This window comes from Kitasatospora sp. NPDC094019 (assembly GCF_044764505.1).
Lineage (GTDB): Bacteria > Actinomycetota > Actinomycetes > Streptomycetales > Streptomycetaceae > Kitasatospora.
The window spans coordinates 115,224-133,135 of sequence record NZ_JBIWIF010000001.1; the positions used below are offsets into that span (position 1 = coordinate 115,224).

General features: G+C 73.1%; 17 protein-coding genes and 1 pseudogene. 8 read left to right on the forward strand and 10 right to left on the reverse strand.

All coding sequences use genetic code 11. The annotated features are described in order from the left end of the window. Window positions 1-137 precede the first annotated feature (137 nt). A pseudogene (locus ACIQ9P_RS00545) lies at window positions 138-1,549 on the forward strand (SDR family NAD(P)-dependent oxidoreductase). A 247-nt stretch (window positions 1,550-1,796) separates the two neighbouring features. On the opposite strand, the gene ACIQ9P_RS00550 reads toward ACIQ9P_RS00545, so the two are convergent. From ACIQ9P_RS00550 to ACIQ9P_RS00570, 5 genes are all read right to left on the reverse strand, one after another. Beyond that, window positions 1,797-2,351: a hypothetical protein gene (locus tag ACIQ9P_RS00550; RefSeq protein WP_402347397.1), complete on the reverse strand. Its 555-nt coding sequence runs from the start codon at window positions 2,349-2,351 to the stop codon at window positions 1,797-1,799. Between the two features lie 49 nt (window positions 2,352-2,400). Further along, a complete protein-coding gene (locus tag ACIQ9P_RS00555; protein ID WP_402347400.1) occupies window positions 2,401-3,012 on the reverse strand; it encodes a hypothetical protein in 612 nt (203 codons plus the stop codon). 125 nt (window positions 3,013-3,137) lie between these two features. Beyond that, window positions 3,138-3,467 carry a DUF6191 domain-containing protein gene (locus ACIQ9P_RS00560; RefSeq protein WP_402347403.1) on the reverse strand — a complete coding sequence of 110 codons (330 nt, stop codon included), beginning with the start codon at window positions 3,465-3,467 and terminating at the stop codon, window positions 3,138-3,140. A gap of 94 nt (window positions 3,468-3,561) precedes the next feature. Beyond that, on the reverse strand, window positions 3,562-4,665 hold the full coding sequence (locus tag ACIQ9P_RS00565; protein ID WP_402347406.1) for a restriction endonuclease: 1,104 nt from the start codon (window positions 4,663-4,665) through the stop codon (window positions 3,562-3,564). A gap of 275 nt (window positions 4,666-4,940) precedes the next feature. Further along, the gene (locus tag ACIQ9P_RS00570) at window positions 4,941-5,387 is read right to left on the reverse strand and encodes a nitroreductase family deazaflavin-dependent oxidoreductase (protein WP_402347409.1); all 447 of its coding nucleotides are present in this window, start codon (window positions 5,385-5,387) and stop codon (window positions 4,941-4,943) included. 119 nt (window positions 5,388-5,506) lie between these two features. Between ACIQ9P_RS00570 and cutA the strand changes: the two genes are divergently transcribed. Beyond that, window positions 5,507-5,839: a divalent-cation tolerance protein CutA gene (gene cutA / locus ACIQ9P_RS00575; protein ID WP_402347412.1), complete on the forward strand. Its 333-nt coding sequence runs from the start codon at window positions 5,507-5,509 to the stop codon at window positions 5,837-5,839. Window positions 5,840-5,933: 94 nt separating this feature from the next. Here the strand turns inward: cutA and ACIQ9P_RS00580 are convergent, their stop codons facing one another. Continuing rightward, a complete protein-coding gene (locus ACIQ9P_RS00580; RefSeq protein ID WP_402347415.1) occupies window positions 5,934-6,878 on the reverse strand; it encodes a zinc-binding alcohol dehydrogenase family protein in 945 nt (314 codons plus the stop codon). Window positions 6,879-6,966: 88 nt separating this feature from the next. On the opposite strand from ACIQ9P_RS00580, the gene ACIQ9P_RS00585 reads away from it, so the two are divergent. After that, window positions 6,967-7,407, forward strand: coding sequence for a MarR family winged helix-turn-helix transcriptional regulator (locus ACIQ9P_RS00585; RefSeq protein WP_402347418.1), 441 nt, complete (start codon window positions 6,967-6,969; stop codon window positions 7,405-7,407). 77 nt (window positions 7,408-7,484) lie between these two features. On the opposite strand, the gene ACIQ9P_RS00590 is transcribed toward ACIQ9P_RS00585, so the two are convergent. Both ACIQ9P_RS00590 and ACIQ9P_RS00595 read right to left on the reverse strand, forming a co-directional pair. After that, entirely contained in the window at window positions 7,485-8,714 is a 1,230-nt protein-coding gene (locus tag ACIQ9P_RS00590; protein WP_402347421.1) for a GNAT family N-acetyltransferase, read from the reverse strand. Between the two features lie 205 nt (window positions 8,715-8,919). Then, a complete protein-coding gene (locus ACIQ9P_RS00595) occupies window positions 8,920-9,753 on the reverse strand; it encodes an SDR family NAD(P)-dependent oxidoreductase (protein ID WP_402347424.1) in 834 nt (277 codons plus the stop codon). A gap of 139 nt (window positions 9,754-9,892) precedes the next feature. On the opposite strand from ACIQ9P_RS00595, the gene ACIQ9P_RS00600 reads away from it, so the two are divergent. Further along, window positions 9,893-10,513, forward strand: coding sequence for a TetR/AcrR family transcriptional regulator (locus tag ACIQ9P_RS00600; protein ID WP_402347427.1), 621 nt, complete (start codon window positions 9,893-9,895; stop codon window positions 10,511-10,513). 45 nt (window positions 10,514-10,558) lie between these two features. Here the strand turns inward: ACIQ9P_RS00600 and ACIQ9P_RS00605 are convergent, their stop codons facing one another. Then, on the reverse strand, window positions 10,559-11,146 hold the full coding sequence (locus ACIQ9P_RS00605; protein ID WP_402347430.1) for a hypothetical protein: 588 nt from the start codon (window positions 11,144-11,146) through the stop codon (window positions 10,559-10,561). A gap of 274 nt (window positions 11,147-11,420) precedes the next feature. Here ACIQ9P_RS00605 and ACIQ9P_RS00610 point away from each other — a divergent pair, with 274 nt between their 5' ends. The 4 genes from ACIQ9P_RS00610 (at window position 11,421) to ACIQ9P_RS00625 (ending at window position 15,132) form a co-directional block, all read left to right on the forward strand. Beyond that, complete coding sequence (locus ACIQ9P_RS00610) at window positions 11,421-12,641, forward strand: cytochrome P450 (protein ID WP_402349776.1); 1,221 nt, start codon at window positions 11,421-11,423, stop codon at window positions 12,639-12,641. A gap of 59 nt (window positions 12,642-12,700) precedes the next feature. Next, window positions 12,701-13,861 (forward strand): type III polyketide synthase, encoded by a 1,161-nt coding sequence (locus tag ACIQ9P_RS00615; RefSeq protein ID WP_402347433.1) that lies wholly within the window; start codon window positions 12,701-12,703, stop codon window positions 13,859-13,861. After that, window positions 13,858-14,562: an NUDIX hydrolase gene (locus ACIQ9P_RS00620; RefSeq protein WP_402347436.1), complete on the forward strand. Its 705-nt coding sequence runs from the start codon at window positions 13,858-13,860 to the stop codon at window positions 14,560-14,562. The genes ACIQ9P_RS00615 and ACIQ9P_RS00620 overlap by 4 nt, the downstream gene beginning before the upstream one ends. Window positions 14,563-14,709: 147 nt before the next feature. Next, the gene (locus ACIQ9P_RS00625; protein WP_402347439.1) at window positions 14,710-15,132 is read left to right on the forward strand and encodes an SHOCT domain-containing protein; all 423 of its coding nucleotides are present in this window, start codon (window positions 14,710-14,712) and stop codon (window positions 15,130-15,132) included. 171 nt (window positions 15,133-15,303) lie between these two features. Here the strand turns inward: ACIQ9P_RS00625 and ACIQ9P_RS00630 are convergent, their stop codons facing one another. Then, window positions 15,304-17,796, reverse strand: coding sequence for a Tex family protein (locus tag ACIQ9P_RS00630; RefSeq protein WP_402347442.1), 2,493 nt, complete (start codon window positions 17,794-17,796; stop codon window positions 15,304-15,306). Window positions 17,797-17,912 lie beyond the last annotated feature (116 nt).

The following is a 17,912-nucleotide window of genomic DNA, read 5'->3' on the forward strand; positions in this document are numbered from 1 at the left end:
GCGGCCCCGTTCCCAGGGGCCGCCGGCGCGGCGTTGTTCGAGCGCGCGTTCGCGGACGGTCCACTACAGTCCCCCCATCACCGGAGCCGCCCGCGAGCGACTCCGCCGCAGGTGAACAGGCACACGAGGGGACGGACATGACGGTCCGGGACGACACGGGCAGCACGGCCGGGGAGATCACTCCCGAGGAGCCGGCGGCGTTCAGCCGGACCCTCGGCCGCCTGCGCGCGCTGCCGACCGGTGACCGCGTCCGGCTGCACGTCGAGCGCCAGCTCGGCTCCTTCCACCGCGAGAGCCGCAAGCAGCGCCGCCAGGAGGCACGCGACCAGGTCCTGGCCGCCGACGCCGCACTGCTCGCCCCCCCGCCACCGGCGCCCGCGACCGCCGGGAGGACACCCCGCTCGCCACCGTGCCCGGCCGCCCCGCACCGATCGGCGAACTCCTCGGCAGCCGCCGCTGCTACGTCTGCAAGCAGCGGTACCGCGAGGTGGACGCGTTCTACCACATGCTCTGCCGCCCCTGCGCGGCCGACAACACCGCCCGCCGCGGGCTCTCCACCGACCTCCGGGGCCGCCGCGCGCTGCTCACCGGCGGCCGGGTGAAGATCGGCTTCCAGCTGGCCCTGATGATGCTCCGCGACGGCGCCGACCTGCTCGTCACCACCCGATTCCCGCACGACACCGTGCGCCGCTTCCGGGCCGCCGAGGGCAGCGCCGCCTGGTGGGACCGGCTCACCGTCATCGGCATCGACCTGCGCGACCCACGCCAGGTCCTCGGCCTCACCGAGCAACTGCGCTCCGACGGGAGGCCGTTGGACATCCTGGTCAACAACGCCGCACAGACCCTGCGCCGCCCGCCCGAGTCCTACGCCCTGCTGGCCGCCGGCGAGCGGTCCGCCCTGCCCGCGGGCGACACCGCGACCGTGACGCACGCGCCCGGCTTCCGGCCGATGCCCGCTCTCGCCCCGGCCTGGCCGACCGCCGAACTCGCCACCCCCGCCCCCTCCCCGCCCGTGCTCCCGGCACCGTTCGGCGCCGACGAGGCCGGTCTGCTGCCCGATCTCGCGGACACCAACTCCTGGTCCGCACAGCTCGGTTCGCTCGACCCCGCCGAACTGCTGGAGGTCCAGCTCGTCAACGCGCTCGCCCCGGCCCTGCTCTGCGACCGGCTGCTCCCACTGCTGCTCGCCTCGCCGCACCCGCGCCGCTACATCGTCAACGTGACGGCAGTCGAGGGCCGGTTCGCCGTCCGCAACAAGACCGCCGGTCACCCGCACACCAACATGGCCAAGGCCGCCCTCAACATGCTCACCCGCACCAGCGCCGAGCAACTCGCCGCCCAGGGCGTGCACATGTGCGCCGTCGACACCGGCTGGATCACCGACGAGAACCCGGCCCCCCGAAAGGCCCGGATCGCCGCCACCGGCTTCCGCACCCCGCTCGACATCGTCGACGGCGCCGCCCGCGTCTACGACCCCGTCGTCCGCGGCGAGGCGGGATCCCCGGTCTCCGGGGTCTTCCTCAAGGACTACCGCGAGGCCGCCTGGTGACCACCCGGGGCTACCGGCCGGGGAGCCCGCAGGCCGGGCGCCCCGGGCCTCGTGAGGACGAACGGCCTCTCCGGCGGCAGCACCGGACCTCCGACGTCGCCGAGCCTCGGCCTGCGATCCGCCGGTAGGCCCAGCAAGCCCCACAACCGGTCGAGTTCTTTTTCCGGATCCCGCCGCCGTCGGCGGAGCCGGTGCTCGTTCACGCCGCCCCGTTCGTCCGTGTCCACTGATCCCGCTCGCCCCGGCGCTACCGGTCGAGCAGCCTGATTCGAGGGAAGGCCGGCAGTTCCTCCGACCGGAGCGGCCGGCACCACTCGCACTGCGCCACATCGTGGCCATGGCCGGAAGCCAGGGGAGCCCGGCTCCCCCACCGCTGCTTCGGTCGCCGCGACTCGGACTTCCGGAGGACGAAGGGCCGCTCCGGAGGAAGCGCCGGGACTTCGTGCCTCCGTTCCGGCCCGACCCGTTCGGCCAGCTCCGCACACCACCGCGCACCCCACGCCGGATCGAGGGCGTACAGGGCGGCCGACTTCCGCTCCAAGGACCATTCGGGCCCGTACAGCGCGCCACCGACGATCCAGTACAGCAACTCCGAGACATCGTCGGTGCGCTGTTCGGACACCAGCTCACCCCTCTCGAACCAGAAGTAGCCCAGCGTCCCGTCGGGACGGATCCCGACGGACGAACCCGATGCCCAGTCAAAAGGCGGTTTGCGGTTCCCGGGAAGGCCCAGGAGGCGCCACAGCCGGTCGATCTCCTTCTCCAGATCCCGCCGCCGTCGGCGGAGTCGTTGCTCGTTCATGTCACTCCGATCGTTCCTGTCCGCCGACCCCGAACACCCCGTCCCGGCGCTACCGGCCGGGAAGCCCGAAACGTGGGAACCCCTTCGGCGTGCGCCGCTGCTTCCGGCACAGGTCGCACGAATCGACCGACCGGGACGGGCTCACGAACGCGGCCGGCAGCGGGGCCGGGCGGGGGCCGGCGCCGGCAGGCCGCCGGTTGGACGGCCGGACGGCCACCGGAGCCGGTCTCCTCGGGCGCGGCGATCGGAACCGGGGCGACCCGAGCACGAAGGGCTCCTCCGGCGGAAGCGTCGGGACCTCGTGCCGCCGCTCCGGGCCGATCGTTCCGGCCAGCTCCGCGCACCAGCGCTCGGCCCATGCCGGGTCGAGGGCGTACAGCGCGGAGGCCCGCTGCGCCCACGTACCGCCGGACCGGCAGAGCGCATCGGAGATCACCCAGTACATCAGCTCCGAGACGTCACGGGTGCTCCGCTCGACGGTGACGCCCCGCTCGGAGAAGGAGAGGCACCTCAGCCTGCCGTTGTAACGGAAATCGATGAACCGCGCACCGTCGTCCCGGAATTCGCAGCGCGGCCTGAGGCCCTCCGGGATTCCCACGAGGTCGCTCAGCCGGTCGATCTCGCTCTCGAGGCGCCAGCGCTCCAGGTCGTACCAGTCCATGCCCGTGCCCCTGTCACCTTGCAGCGCGGCGCACGGGACACGACACGTTCGGCCGTCCGGCGCCGAGCCGAGCATACGCCATTTGTGTCAGAGTGACGATAACGAGAGCGTGCCACCGATCGCCCTCAGGACAGGCTCTCGCGGCCTTCCGGCTGCAGCCGCTTGCGGATCACCACCGCGGCGCCCGCGTCCAGGTCGATGCCGTGGCCGGGCGGGGCGGTCGCGTGGTCGTCGTCGCGCAGGACGAGCTGCGCCTGGCGCTGCTCGATCTGGACGCGCTTGCCCGCGTGGAAGAGGGCGTGCAACTCCTCGAACACCGACATGCCGAAGCCGCCGGAGGTTCCCGGACCGGCCTCCGGTCCGCCGTTGCGGCGGTCGCTCACCACCGCCGCCAGGGCGACCAGCCCCGCCACCAGGAACGCCGTCGCCGTGACCACCACCGACACCACCGTCATGCCCGTACCAACGGCCGGACCTCGCACGATCGTTCCGAAGCCCGCCGCGCAGGAAGTCGGCACGGTCGACTTCCTGCGCGGCGGCCGGCCGCGGTCACTGCCCCGCGGCCACCGCTTCCTCGTCCGTGACCTCCAGGCCGTACGCCACGACCGCCTGCCGCAGGCCGCCCGGGTAGCCCGCGAGGGCGGGGGTGAAGTCCCAGTCCCCCGCCTCGTCGCGGTCGAAGCGGCCCAGGCGCATCGCGATGTTGGTCTCCGCCCCGTCCGCGAGGTGGACGACGGCCGCGTCCTGGTCGGCGCCCGCCTCCAGGATCAGCGCCGGTCCGGCGAACCCGCCCATGGTGGCCGAGGGGTGGTTCTCGGTGTCGGCGGCGGCGATGACCACGAGCCGGTCGGCCTCGGCGGGCAGCGCGTCGAAGTCGACCATCAGGCACGCGTTGGCGTCGTCGTAGCCGGTGACGAGCCGGACCGAACCGTCCGGCGTGGAGGCGTTGTTGTAGAAGACGAGGTGGTCGTCGGAGAGCGCCCGGTTGCCCTCGCAGACCAGGGCGGCGATGTCGTACTCCTCCTCCCCCGTCCAGTGCAGCAGGAGCCGGGCGGGCTCGGCGGCCACCTCGATCGCGGGCACGCCGTCGACCGACCCGCCGGCCGGCTCCTCCACGGCGCTCGCGTAGGCGGGTGCGAACATCTCGTGGAAGCCGTGGTGCTTGAGCAGGCCGACCAGCTCGGAGCCGTTGATCAGCGTGATCGGCTTGCCGGAGACGAACTGGTGCGAGCTGGGGCCGAACTTGCTGGTGGTGACGAGCACGGCCTTGGTGGCCGCCCGGTCGTGCTGGAGCGTGCCGAAGAGGTCCCGCACGACCGAGGGGGTCACCGTGTCCCGGTAGCGCTTGACCTGCACGATGACGTTCCCGCCCCGGAACGGGTCGCTGTCGATGCCGCGCACGTCCACCCCGCCGTCCTTCGACCGGGCGGTCAGCTCGACCTTCATCCCCATCGACTCCATCAGCCGGGCTATCAGCTTCTCGAATTCGATCGGGTCCATCTCCAGCAGGAGTTGGAGCTCGCGCACCCGCCGCGCCATCCGGCCGCGGTTCGCGTTGGTGTCGTCGCGGAGGTGCCGGAACAGCATCCGCTGGGCGCGGCGCTCGTTGGCGTCGGGGTTGCTGAGACGGTGGAGCTTGCGGCTCCGGGACATAGGGACTCCCTCGAACGCACAGAATCGACGGATCGTCAGGTGCGTGTCAGAAATGGCGACTTCAGGACGGCTTGGGCACATCCCCCGCTGGGTAAGTGAGTAGGTTACCGCCGTACGCGGACTCTGTCGTTCGGATCGACACGGGCAAAGTCCACCCGCTCGCCTCCACCCAGTCGCCACCGCGCGATCACGACCCGCCATCGGGCCGGACGGGTCGGCACCGAGGACGCCCCACCCCGGGCGAACCGGCGCCCGGGGCCGAACGGCACCCGGGGCTACCGGTGCCCGGGCTCCAGGACGAAGACGGGGATCTCGCGGTCGGTCTTCTCCTGGTACTCGGCGTAGGTCGGGAAGGCGGCGACCGCACGCTCCCACCACTCGGCGCGCTCGGCGCCGGTCACCTCGCGGGCCGTCATCTCCTGGCGCACGGGGCCGTCCTGGAGCTCCACGTGCGGGTCCGTCGTGAGGTTGAGGTACCAGACCGGGTGCTCCGGGAAGCCGCCCTTCGAGGCCACGGCCGCGTACCGCCCCTCGTGCTCCACCCGCATCACCGGGACCTTGCGCACCTTGCCGCTCTTCGCACCGCGCATCGTGACGACGACGACCGGCAGGCCCGTGTCCCGGAGCGTCGTCCCCCGCGTGCCGCCCGAACTCTCGTACAGCTCGACCTGGTCCCGGATCCACTGCGCCGGACTCGGCCCGTACTCGCCCTCAAGAGGCATCGCGTTCACTCCGTCGTCGCGTCGTGAAGAAAGAACATCCCGGGCGAGGAGCATATCGGGCGCGGGTAGCGCGCGCGGGGACGTCCCGGTGCGCCGCTCCGTCGTTAGGCTCTCCCGTCATGGCGACGCGGAGCGGTGGGATTCTCGTGGTGACCACGACGCACGACGAGGAGGCGAAGGCCAGGGCCCTGGCCGCGGAGGTGGTGCGGGCGCGGCTCGCGGCATGCGCGCAGGTGTACCCGGTCCGGTCCGTGTACTGGTGGGACGGCGAGGTGCAGGACACGGCGGAGTGGCGGACCGACTTCAAGACCCGGGGCGAACTGGCTGACGCGCTGGTGGAGTTCATCGGCGAGCGGCACGAGTACGACACCCCGGAGGTGGTCGCCGTGCCGGTGGTGACGGGCAGCCCCGCGTACCTGGAGTGGGTGCGGGCGGAGACCGCCGAACGCTGAGTGCGCGGGAAGTCGGCGGGACCGGCTTCCCGCGCGGGGCCGGACGCCGGGGCCGGCGGGCCCGGGGCGGGAGCACGAAGGCGCCGCACGGCCGTCAGGCCGTACGCAGGAGGACCCGGCCGTGGTTGCGGCGGGACTCGATCAGCTCGACGGCCTCGGCGATCCGGTCGAGCGGCAGGGCCTCGTACGCCGGGCGGAGGTGACCGGCGGCGTGCAGGTCCCACAGTTCGGCCCGGCGCCGCTCGATCAGTTCTGGCTGCTGACGGCTGATCGGCCCGATCGAGAAGCCGATCACCGACTTGAGACCGCCGAGCAGGCCGCCGGCGTCCACGGTGCCACCGCCCGCGCTGAACGCCACCAGCCTGCCGTGCGGCGCGAGGGCGTCCACGCCCCGCTGCACCAGCTCACCGCCGACGCCGTCCAGGACGAGGTCCACCGGGTCGCCCCAGGTGTCCTGCCCGTAGAGCACCACCTCGTCGGCGCCGCATCCGCGCACGAAGTCGGCCTTGCCCGCCGAGCCGACGGCAGCGACCACGCGGCCCGCTCCCAGCGCCCTGGCCAGTTGCACGGCCAGGTGCCCCGCCCCACTGGCCGCCGCGGTGACCAGGACCGATTCGCCCCGCTCGAAGCGTCCGGCCCGCAGGGCGCTCAGCGCGACCAGGCCGCCGCGGACCAGGGCCAGCGCCTCGGCGGAGCCCACCTGCGGCGGGACGGCGGTGACCATGGCCGGGACGGCGAGCACCGATTGGGCGTGGACGTTCTCGAACACCACCCCGCCCACCCGGTCCCCGACCCGGAAGCCCTCCACGCCCGCCCCGAGGGCGACGACCCGGCCGACCATCTCGCCCCCGGGCCCGGGCACCTCGCCCCCCGGTCCGGCGGCCGCGGCACCTCCGCGCAGCATCCGCACCAGACCCAGGCTCGCGCCCACCACCTCGGTGTCCACCAGGAGTTGCCCCGGACCCGGGACGGGCGCGGCCACCTCCTCGATCACGAACGGCTCGACGAGGTCCTGCGGCCGGAACCTGACCCTGCGCATGGCGCTTCCCCCTCCTGAAATCCATTGGGCACCCCAACGATAAGCCGAAATCATTGGGCTGTCCAACGATCTCGGCTAGGCTGCTCCCATGGACACCACCCCCGCACCGCTCAGCCACCTGCAGACCCTGCCGAGCTGGCTGCTGGGCCGCGCCTCGGCCCTCGGTCACCGTCTGGTCGGCGAGCAGTTGGCGGCGGAGGGCGTGCGGATGCCGCACCACGCCGTCCTGTGCGGTATCGCCGAACTCGGCCCCATCGCCCAGGCCGAGCTGTCGCGCACCGTCCGGATCGACCCCAAGGACATGGTCACGGTGCTCAACGAACTGCAGGCCAGGGAACTGGTCAGCCGCACCCGGGACCCGCGCGACGCCCGCAAGAACGTGCTCGCGCTCACGGCGGACGGCCGGGCGCTGCTGCGCCGGCTGGAGGAGCGGGGCGACCGGGCCAACGAGGCCCTGCTCGCCCCGCTGACCCCGGCCGAACGCGAGCAGCTGAGCGCACTGCTCACCCGGCTGATCAGCACGGAGTAGCGGCGAAAGGCGGCGGGGAGCGGCGGGGAGCGGCGGGCCACCGCCACCGGCCCGTCCCGGGTGCCGCCCGCGCCCGGTCAGAACCAGTGCAGGCAGTGCGGGGGCCGCTCCGTGCGGAAGAGGGTGTCGGCCAGGGCGGCGGCGCCCGGCCGGTGCGCCTCGACGCGGCCGGCCCGGACCAGGGTGCTCGGAGCGGTGCCGCCGAGGTAGATCGAGCCCAGGTCGGACACGTCCAGGCTCAGGTCCGGCTCCCGGCCGGTCTCCACGCACTCCGCCTTGCCGTCCCGGACCGTCAGCAGCCAGCGGTGCCGCTCGCCGAGGAACGCGTCCTCGACGTCGAGCACGAGCTCCCCGTCCGCGAACCAGCCGCGCGCGGCCAGGGCGCGCGGCACGTCCAGCAACCGGACCCAGAGCCAGTCCTCCTCCGCGCTCGTCTCGCCGCTGCGGATGTCCTCCAACTGCCAGCGCAGCGGGTGCCAGGACGGGACGTGCTTGAACACGACCTGGCCGACCAGGTCGTGGCCGAGCACGGTGCGGGCCAAGGCCGTGAACACGTCGTCGTCGAGGGCGATGACCTCGTCCACGGTCAGGACGCTCGTCTTGTGCACCCGGTCGAACTCGCCAAGCGCGTAGCTGGCATAGCCGTCCGGGACGCCGGCGGCGTCGCGGTGCAACACGACGTAGCGCGGCGCCGGGGAGATCGGCGGCTGACCGGCCCGCAGGGCCCACCAGCGGTGCGGGCGGGAGAGCGCCCCGGGCTGGGCCCGGCGGTAGCGGTCGTAGACGTCCTCCAGGATCTCCTGGCAGTCGTCGCTCCGCACGAGTTCGACCGAGCCGGTGTCCTCGCCGCCCGCCCTCGGGGTGATCAGCTCGGCCCGCTTGCGCGGCACGGTCAGCCGGTTGGTCCAGGTCGCCGGTCCGTAGCCGAAACGGCGGTAGATCACGGCTTCCGAGGCCAGCAGCACCGAGAGGAACTCGCCGCGCTCCCGGAGGTCCGCGAGCTGGCGCCGCATCATGCCGGTGAGCGCGCCCCGCCGCCGGTGGATGGGCGCGACGCCGACGGCGGTGACTCCGGAGACCGGGACGATCCCGCCCCCGGGCAGCGTGAGTTCGAAGGAGTACGCGGCGGCGGTGCCGACGGGCCGGCCCTCGGGCGTCACCGCGAACAGTCCGCGGTCCATCTCGAACGCCGACCACCAGGCCCCGCCGCCGTCCTCCGCGGTGTCCCCGGGGAACAGCCCGAAGGCCGAGTGCATCGTGGCGACGAACGCCTTGCGGTCCTGCTCGGTCGTGGCACGGATCTCCATCGGTACTGCTGCCTCCCCGGATCGTTCGCAGCACCGTGCGCGGCGCCCCGCCACAGTGCATCCGCCCCGGTCGCCCGGGTCAAGCGAATTACCCCGGCGGCGGCCGCCGCCTTCAGCGCCGACGCGCACCCGTACGGCCGTACGGCCGATCGAGCGGGGGAGAGCACCCGTTCGGGCCCCACCCCCGCCCGTTCCGGCGGCCCGCTCAGGCCACCCGCTCGCCGCTCGGGTTGCGGGCGCCGCCGCCCGTCATGGCGTCGCGGACGCCGCGCGAGAGGCGTTCGGCGATGACGGCGACGAAGGCGCGCGGGCGGCGCGGGGTGAGGTGGGCGCTGATCCGGTTGCTCAGTCCGGGGACGACGTAGGCGCGGTCGGCGTCGAGGGCCCGGAGGGCGGCCCGGACGACCGGTCCGGGGGTGGCGAAGTTGCCCATGACGGCGGCCTTGCGGGTGCCGATGACGTTGAAGAACTCGGTCTCCACCGGTCCGGGGCAGAAGGCGAGGACGCGTATGCCGCGCCGCCGGTACTCCTGCCGCAGGGCGAGGCTGAAGTTGAGCACGAAGGTCTTCGAGGCGCCGTAGACGGCGAGGTACGGGGTGGGCTGGAAGGCGGCCGTGGAGGCCACGTTGACCACCGAGCCGCCGCCGCGCGCGAGCATGCCGGGCAGCAGTTCGTGGGTGAGGTCGACCAGGGCCACCACGTTGACCATCAGCTGGTCGTGGTCACGCTGCCCGTCGACGGTCTCGAACGGGCCGCAGGTGCCGAAGCCGGCGTTGTTGACCAGGAGGTCCACCGCGAGGCCGCGATCGGCGAGTTCGGCGCCGACACGGCGCGCGGCGTCGGGCTCGGAGAGGTCCTGGACCAGGACGTGGGCGGTGACGCCGTGGGCGTCGCCGAGGCGCTCGGCGAGGTCGTGCAGGCGGTCGGCGGAGCGGGCGACCAGGACGAGGTCGTGGCCGCGCGCGGCGAGCTGGGCGGCGAACTCGGCGCCCAGGCCGGAGGAGGCGCCGGTGATCAGAGCGGTGGTGGCAGTGCGCACGATGGTGCTCCCTTGTCTCACGATCTGTGACACGAGAGTATCGGATAACCATGGATCTGCGACACTAATGTTTCAGTTAGTGGGCGAGCCGATCCCCCGCTGTACCGTTCCCCGGTACGGCAGAGCTGGAGGCACACAGATGAACCGCACGCCCGGGCGCCCGCTGCGCGCCGACGCCGAACGCAGCGTCCGCGCGATCCTCGCGGCGGCCGAACGCGTCCTGGCCGAGCACCCGGGCGCGACCGTGGAGCAGATCGCGGAGGCCGCCGGCGTCACCCGCACCACCGTCCACCGCCGCTTCGCCAACCGGCAGGCCCTGATCGACGCACTGGCCACCGAGGCGGCGGCCAAGCTCGCCGAGGCGATCGAGGACGGGCACCCGGAGACCGCGCCGCCGCTGGTCGCGCTGCACCGGGCGACGGCCAACGTGCTGCGGGTGAAGGCGGCCTGGGGCTTCGCCCTCGGGCCGGCGGCGGCCGGCAGCGAGCCGGCCGTCCGGATCCACGAGGAGATCGCCCGCCGCTGCGTCGAACTGCTCGGCCGGATCCAGGAACAGGGGGTGATCGCCGCGGACGCCGACCTGGAGTGGGTGCGGCGGGTCTACTACGCCCTGATCGGCGAGGTCCTGCACCACAGGGAGCCGACCCCCGCCTGCGGCCCGGCCGCCGCGGGAACGGCAGCCGCCCTCGACCCGGACGCGCTGGCTGCCCGGATCGTGGACACCGTCCTCCACGGCGTCGGGCCGCGCCCGGCGGGCTGATGTCACCGCCGGACGCGGCCCGGGCCCCGAACCGCGGACCACGGGTCAGAGATTGATCCGAACCTCCACGTCCGGTCGCCAGAACGCCTGCCGCTGCGCGATCGCCGCGTCACCGATCTCGTTCCAGTACGGGTCGACGTCGTCGCACTGCGGTATGCCCAGGCCGACCAGCCAGGTGAGCAGCAGGTCCATACCCGGTGCGCCCGGACCGCCGGAGCGATTGGCCGCCGCCTTCAGCGCGTCGTAACCACTGGTCAGCCCGGCCTTCTTGGACCAGCCGGCCGCCGCGCCGATCGCGGACATCGGGTGGTGCTTGAACTTGGGCGCCACGAATCCGTCGGCCTTTGCCTCGTCCACCCCCGTGACGAAGGTCAGGTCGATCTTGCCCTTCTCGCAGAAGACGATGCCCAGGTAGCCGGGGTCGCTGTTGGCGAAGCCCGCGATCGCCGGGTAGCCGGTCTCCTTGAACACGGCCTTCGCCAGTTCGGGGAGCGTGCCCGGAATATCGGTCTGTGTCACGAACATGCGCCAGCCGAGGCCGAATTCGTAGTCCTCGCCGGGGACTCCCGCCGCGGACGCGAGTTGCCCCAGGGGGGAATTGGACCTGGCGAGAATGATGAGGCTGTTGGTCATACCAGTGATGCTAATGAGTTCGACAGTGATCTCAAGCGTTCGATCCCGACAGCGGAGTGCCATTCCGTGCATCCCGCACAAACCGTCAGTTCCATTCACTCGAACGATGCCCGGATGTCGATCCGGCGCTGCCCAACTCGCCCATATCGCATGACAATCGTCCATCTCCCTCGATCGAGGGAAAGATCCCCCATGACCCCATTTTCGCCGCCGGATGGGGGAACATCAGCACGTCCGCGCCCGAACGATCCCGGTCGGGCGGCAGAACCGGCCCCTGGATCAGCCCGTGACTCCCTCCTCCGCATCCGTGTGGGACTGCCCCTTCAACCACACCGACGGTCTGGAGTTCGACCCCCTCCTCAAGCGACTGCTCACCGAGGAGCCGATCGCCAGAATCCGCCTGCCGCACGGCGAGGGCGAAGCCTGGCTGGCCACCCGTTACGAGGACGTCCGCGTGGTCACCACCGACCGCCGGTTCAGCCGCGCCGCGGGCATCGGCCGGGACCTGCCCCGGATGACACCCGCCCCGATCGCCCAGGTCGAGTCGATCAACCTCATGGACCCGCCGGCCCACAACCGGCTGCGCCGCCTCGTCGCCCAGGGGTTCACCAACCGTCAGGTCGAGCGGATGCGCGCGCACACCCAGCGCGTCGTCGACGGCTACCTCGACGAGATGGCCGAGCACGGCGCACCCGCCGACCTCGTCGCCCACCTCTCCGCCCGGCTCCCCCTCACCACCATCTGCGAGCTGCTGGACATCCCCGCCGAGGACCGCACCGAACTCCGCGGCCACGCCGTCGCGATGATGGCGATGGGCCCGAACAGCGCCGCCGGCCAGATCGACGCCAAGGCCGCGCTGCGCGCCTACTTCGCCGACCTCACCGCCGCCCGCCGCCGCGATCCCGGCGAGGACCTCATCAGCGCCCTCGCCACCGCCCGGGACGGCGCCGAGCTGCTGGACGACGACGAGCTCGCCGTGATGGCCATGGTCCTGCTGGTCACCGGCCACGACACCAGCACCTACGAGCTGTCCAACATCAGCTACACCCTCCTCACCCACCCCGAGCAGCTCGCCAAACTCCGCGCCCAGCCCGAGATGCTGCCGCGCGCCCTGGAGGAGCTGCTCCGCTTCATCCCGTTCCGCCAGGGCGTGGGCATCGCCCGGGTCGCCACCGAGGACGTCGAGCTCGGCGGCGTGCTGATCCGGGCCGGCGAGCCGGTGCACGTCTCCTACCTGGCCGCCAACCGCGACCCGGCGGTGTACGAGCGGCCCGACGAACTCGACCTCGACCGGGGCGCCCCCACCCACATGACCTTCGGCTACGGCACCCACCACTGCCTCGGCTCGCACCTGGCCCGGATGGAGCTCCAGGTGGCCATCGGCACCCTGCTGGGCCGGTTCCCCGGTCTGCGGCTCGCCGTACCGCCGGAGGCGCTGGACTGGCGGACCGGCTCGATCTGGCGCTACCCGCGGACCCTGCCCGTCGCCTGGTGACGACCGCCCCCGGCCGCGGGCCGGCTGCCCACAGGCCACCTGCCCATCGGAGACCCGCCATGCCCACACTCTGCCGCCCCGCCGTCGCCGTCCCCGAGCACGTCATCACGCTCGACGAGACCCTCGACCTGGCGCGCACCCTGCACGCCGACCACCCGCAACTCGGGCTGGCCCTGCGGCTGATCGAGAACACCGGGGTGCGGACCAGGCACCTGGTCCAGCCCATCGAGGAGACCCTCCGCCACCCCGGCTTCACCGCGCGCAACGCCGTCTACGAGCGCGAGGCCAAGCGCCGGGTCCCGGAGGTGGTCGAGCGCGCCCTCGACCACGCCGACCTCACCGCCCGGGACGTCGACCTCATCCTCTACGTGTCCTGCACCGGCTTCATGATGCCCTCGCTGACCGCCTGGCTGATCAACAGCATGGGATTCCGCTCCGACACCCGTCAGCTGCCGATCGCCCAGCTCGGCTGCGCGGCCGGGGGCGCCGCCGTCAACCGGGCGCACGACTTCTGCCGCGCCTACCCCGGCGCCAACGTGCTGATCGTCGCCTGCGAGTTCTGCTCCCTCTGCTACCAGCCCACCGACCTCGGTGTCGGCTCGCTGCTCTCCAACGGGCTGTTCGGCGACGCGATCGCCGCCGTCGTCCTGCGCGGCCACGGCGGCACCGGCGTCCATCTGGAGCGGAACGGCTCGCACCTCGTACCGGAGACCGAGCACTGGATCTCCTACGGGGTCAAGGACACCGGCTTCCACTTCCAGCTCGACAAGCGCGTGCCCGGCACCATGGAGATGCTGGCGCCCGCCCTGCGCGCCCTGGCCACCGACCACGCCTGGGACGTCTCCGGCCTCGGCTTCTACATCGTGCACGCGGGCGGTCCGCGGATCCTCGACGACCTCTGCCGCTTCCTCAATCTGGAGCCGGCCGCGTTCCGGTTCTCCCGTGCCACGCTCACCGAGCGCGGCAACATCGCCAGCGCCGTGGTCTTCGACGCGCTGGCTCGGATGTTCGAGGAGGGCGGGGTCGAGGACGGCACCCAGGGGTTGATCGCGGGCTTCGGCCCGGGCATCACCGCCGAGATGTCACTGGGCAGTTGGGTGCGGCAGCCGGCGGAGGCGAAGGTCCCGCGCCGGCCCCGGGCGATCGACGCCGCGGAGCTGACCCTGGCTCACCAGACCACCCCCCTGCTGCGTCCGGCCGGGACTACGATCACCGAATGACCGATACCACCGATGCCAGCCATGTCACCGATGCGGCCGATGTCGCCGGAGCGGCCGGGGCGGCCGTAACGGCCGGGGCCGATGCAACGGCCGGAGCGAACGGAACCGCCGGGGCACAGTCGATTCCCAGACCACCCCGGCCCGGCGACGCGTCCCGGGCCGGGGAGCTGGCCGCGCTCTTCCCCGCCCTGCACGCCCCGCAGTACTGGGCCTGGGGCCGCTACGACGCGCAGTTCTCGACCGTCCTGCCGCCGGACGAGCTGGTCACCAACATCCACCTGGTGGGCTTCACCGAGGGTGACCGGGTGGTGCTGTGCCGCGACGACCGGGACCACTGGTTCCTGCCCGGCGGCACCCGCGAGCACAACGAGTCCGTGGACTCCTGCCTGGTCCGCGAGCTGCGCGAGGAGGCCGGCGCCCGGCTGCTCGGCGAGCCGGTCTGGCTGGGCGCGCACCGCTGCGTGACCGACGACCCGGTGCCGTACCGGCCGTGGCAGCCGCATCCGGAGAAGGCGTGGCTCTGGGGCTGGGCCGACGTGGCGGTGGACTCGGTGCCGACCAACCCGGACGACGGCGAGCAGGTCGTCGAGGTGCGGGCGGTGGAGCCGGAGGAGGCCCGGCGGCTGCTGCTGGACTGCCACGAAGCCTGGTGGGGAGAGCTGATCGCGCTGGCGGTGGAGCTGCGGTCGCGGGCGCGCTGAGCCCCGCCCGGGACCCGGTCCCCGCTGCCGCGACCGGTTCCGCGGGATCACCGGAATGGCCCAGCACAGCGGCCCGGCACCCGATCGGCGGTGATAGGACTCGAAGGGACTCGGGTCCCTCTCGGGCCCGCACCGACGGGAGCCGTCATGGACAACTACCCGCTGCTCAACATCTTCTGGACGATGCTGGAGCTGTTCCTCTGGATCCTCTGGTTCTTCCTGCTGTTCAAGATCATCACGGATATCTTCCGCAGCCACGACATGAGCGGCTGGGCCAAGGCCGGCTGGATGATCCTGGTGATCCTGCTGCCACTGATCGGCGTGCTGGTGTACGTGATCGTGCGCGGCAAGGGCATGGGGGAACGCGATGTCGCCCAGGCCCAGAAGGCCGACGCGGCGTTCAAGGCGTACATCCGGGACGCGGCCGGCACTCCCGGCGAGGGCGGCACCGGGGCCGCCGGAACGGGCCGCAGCCACGTCGAGGACCTCGCGAAACTCGCCGCGCTCAAGGCGGACGGGTCCATCTCCGAGGACGAGTACCAGAAGGCCAAGGACAAGCTGCTGGCCTGAGCCCCTCCGGGCCCGGTACGGCCGTGGGGGGGGGGGGGGGGGGGGGGCGCCGCCCCCCCCCCCCCCCCCCCCCCGCCCCCCCCCCCCCCGGCCCGGGGGGGGGCGGGGGGCCGGGCGGGGGCGGGGGGGGCCCCCCCCCCCCCCCCCCCCCCCCCCCCCCACGGCCCGGTGTCAGCGCCGCCCGGAGCGGCGGTCGTCCGAACCGCCCCCGCCGGCCAGGCCCGCCCGGCGCAGCGCGTCCGCCATGGCGCTGTTGCCCGGCGACCCCGAACCGCCCTGACCGCCGGAACCGCCCCGGTCCCGGCGCTCCTGGCCGCCGCCCTGACCACGGCCGCCCTGGCCTCCGCCCGGACCACCGGCCTGGCCGCCCTGGCGCCGCTCCTGTCGCGGCGGACGCGCCTGCCGGTCGCCGCCGCGCCCGCCCTCGCGCCCGCCGTCGCCGCCACCGCGACCGACCTCGTCGTCCAGCCGCAGGGTGAGCCCGATCCGCTTGCGCGGCACGTCCACGGTGGTGACCCGGACGGTCACGATGTCACCGGGCTTGACCACCTCGCGCGGGTCCTTGACGAAGTTCTTCGACAGCGCCGACACGTGCACCAGGCCGTCCTGGTGCACACCCACGTCGACGAAGGCCCCGAACGCGGCCACATTGGTCACCACGCCCTCCAGCACCATCCCGACCTCCAGGTCGCCGAGCTTGTCGACGCCCTCCTTGAAGGTCGCGGTGCGGAACGCCGGACGCGGGTCGCGGCCCGGCTTGTCCAACTCACCCAGGATGTCGGTGACGGTCGGGACGCCGAAGGTGTCGTCGGCGAAGTCGCCCGGCCGCAGCGCGCGCAGCCGCCCGCCGTTGCCGATCAGCTCGCGCAGCTCCCCGCCGGTCGCGGCCAGGATCCGGCGCACCACGGGGTACGCCTCCGGGTGCACGCTGGAGGCGTCCAGCGGGTCGTCGCCGTCCGGGATCCGCAGGAAGCCCGCGCACTGCTCGAACGCCTTCGGGCCGAGCCGGGCGACCTTCTTCAGGTCCTTGCGGGTACGGAACGGGCCGTTGGCGTCCCGGTGCGCGACGATGTTGTCCGCGAGCGTGCCGGTGATGCCGGAGACCCTGGTCAGCAGCGGCGCGGAGGCGGTGTTGACGTCCACGCCGACCGCGTTGACGCAGTCCTCGACGACGGCGTCCAGCGAGCGCGAGAGCTTCACCTCGCTCAGGTCGTGCTGGTACTGGCCGACACCGATCGACTTGGGGTCGATCTTGACGAGCTCGGCCAGCGGGTCCTGGAGCCGGCGGGCGATCGAGACCGCGCCGCGGATCGACACGTCGAGTTCCGGCAGCTCCTGCGAGGCGAACGCGGAGGCCGAGTACACCGAGGCGCCGGCCTCACTGACCATCGCCTTGGTCAGCCCCAGCTCCGGGTGCCGCTTGACGAGGTCCTCGGCCAGCTTGTCGGTCTCCCGGGAGGCGGTGCCGTTGCCGATCGCGACCAGGTCCACGCCGTGCTTCTTCGCCAGCGCGGCCAGGCTCGCGAGCGCGGCGTCCCACTTGTTGGCCGGCTGGTGCGGGTAGATCGTGTCGTGGGCGAGCACCTTGCCGGTGGCGTCCACCACGGCGACCTTCACCCCGGTCCGGAAACCCGGGTCCAGGCCCATGGTGGCGCGGGTGCCCGCCGGGGCGGCCAGCAGCAGGTCCCGCAGGTTCGCGGCGAACACCCGTACCGCCTCGTCCTCGGCCTCGGCGCGCAGCCGCCCGCGCAGGTCGATGCCGAGCCGGACCAGGACCCGGGTGCGCCAGGCCCAGCGGACGGTGTCACCGAGCCACTTGTCGGCCGGGCGGCCGTGGTCGGCGATGCCGAAGCGGGCGGCGATCCGCTGCTCGTAGTCACCGGCGCCGGGCAGGTCGCCGCCCTCGTCGCCGTCGTACGGGGACAGGTCGAGGTCCAGCACCTCCTCCTTCTCGCCGCGCAGCATCGCCAGGATGCGGTGCGAGGGAAGCCTGGTGTACGGCTCGGCGAAGTCGAAGTAGTCGGCGAACTTCGCGCCCTCCTGCTCCTTGCCCTCGCGGACGGTGGCGACCAGGCGGCCCCTGGTCCACATCCGCTCGCGCAGCGAGCCGACCAGGTCGGCGTCCTCGCCGAACCGCTCGACCAGGATCGCCCGGGCGCCCTCCAGCGCGGCGGCGCCGTCCGCGACCGACTCGTTGAGGTACCCGGCGGCCAGCGCCGCCGGGTCCTGCGTCGGGTCGGCGAGCAGGGTGTCCGCCAGCGGCTCCAGACCGGCCTCACGGGCGATCTGGGCCTTGGTGCGCCGCTTCGGCTTGAACGGCAGGTAGATGTCCTCCAGCCGCGCCTTGGAATCGGCGCCGAGGATCCGCGCCCGCAGCGCGTCGTCCAGCTTGCCCTGGGCCTCGACCGACTCCAGGACGGCGGCGCGGCGCTCCTCCAGCTCCCGCAGGTAGCGCAGCCGCTCCTCCAGGGTGCGCAGCTGCGCGTCGTCCAGCGAGTCGGTGGCCTCCTTGCGGTAGCGGGCCACGAACGGCACCGTCGCACCGCCGTCCAGCAGCTCGACCGCCGCCTTCACCTGCCCCTCGCGGACGCCCAGTTCCTCGGCGATCTTCCGCCCGATCGCCTGCTGGGCCTGCTGGGCCGCCTGTTCGACTGGCGTGGTCACGAAGCCGGTCACCTTCTTCAGAGTTGCTGTCCGTACCCCCGCATTCTGACAGCCGCCACCGACGGCCCGCCCCGCCACCGGCACCCCGGGCGTGGCGCGCCGGCGGTCCCCGACCG

Excerpts from the sequence above, each read along its gene's own strand:
- ACIQ9P_RS00550 (WP_402347397.1), bottom strand. The coding sequence starts at position 2,351 with ATGAACGAGCAACGACTCCGCCGACGGCGGCGGGATCTGGAGAAGGAG.
- ACIQ9P_RS00555 (WP_402347400.1), bottom strand. The coding sequence starts at position 3,012 with ATGGACTGGTACGACCTGGAGCGCTGGCGCCTCGAGAGCGAGATCGAC.
- ACIQ9P_RS00560 (WP_402347403.1), bottom strand. The coding sequence starts at position 3,467 with ATGACGGTGGTGTCGGTGGTGGTCACGGCGACGGCGTTCCTGGTGGCG.
- ACIQ9P_RS00565 (WP_402347406.1), bottom strand. The coding sequence starts at position 4,665 with ATGTCCCGGAGCCGCAAGCTCCACCGTCTCAGCAACCCCGACGCCAAC.
- ACIQ9P_RS00570 (WP_402347409.1), bottom strand. The coding sequence starts at position 5,387 with ATGCCTCTTGAGGGCGAGTACGGGCCGAGTCCGGCGCAGTGGATCCGG.
- cutA (WP_402347412.1), top strand. The coding sequence starts at position 5,507 with ATGGCGACGCGGAGCGGTGGGATTCTCGTGGTGACCACGACGCACGAC.
- ACIQ9P_RS00580 (WP_402347415.1), bottom strand. The coding sequence starts at position 6,878 with ATGCGCAGGGTCAGGTTCCGGCCGCAGGACCTCGTCGAGCCGTTCGTG.
- ACIQ9P_RS00585 (WP_402347418.1), top strand. The coding sequence starts at position 6,967 with ATGGACACCACCCCCGCACCGCTCAGCCACCTGCAGACCCTGCCGAGC.
- ACIQ9P_RS00590 (WP_402347421.1), bottom strand. The coding sequence starts at position 8,714 with ATGGAGATCCGTGCCACGACCGAGCAGGACCGCAAGGCGTTCGTCGCC.
- ACIQ9P_RS00600 (WP_402347427.1), top strand. The coding sequence starts at position 9,893 with ATGAACCGCACGCCCGGGCGCCCGCTGCGCGCCGACGCCGAACGCAGC.
- ACIQ9P_RS00605 (WP_402347430.1), bottom strand. The coding sequence starts at position 11,146 with ATGACCAACAGCCTCATCATTCTCGCCAGGTCCAATTCCCCCCTGGGG.
- ACIQ9P_RS00615 (WP_402347433.1), top strand. The coding sequence starts at position 12,701 with ATGCCCACACTCTGCCGCCCCGCCGTCGCCGTCCCCGAGCACGTCATC.
- ACIQ9P_RS00620 (WP_402347436.1), top strand. The coding sequence starts at position 13,858 with ATGACCGATACCACCGATGCCAGCCATGTCACCGATGCGGCCGATGTC.
- ACIQ9P_RS00625 (WP_402347439.1), top strand. The coding sequence starts at position 14,710 with ATGGACAACTACCCGCTGCTCAACATCTTCTGGACGATGCTGGAGCTG.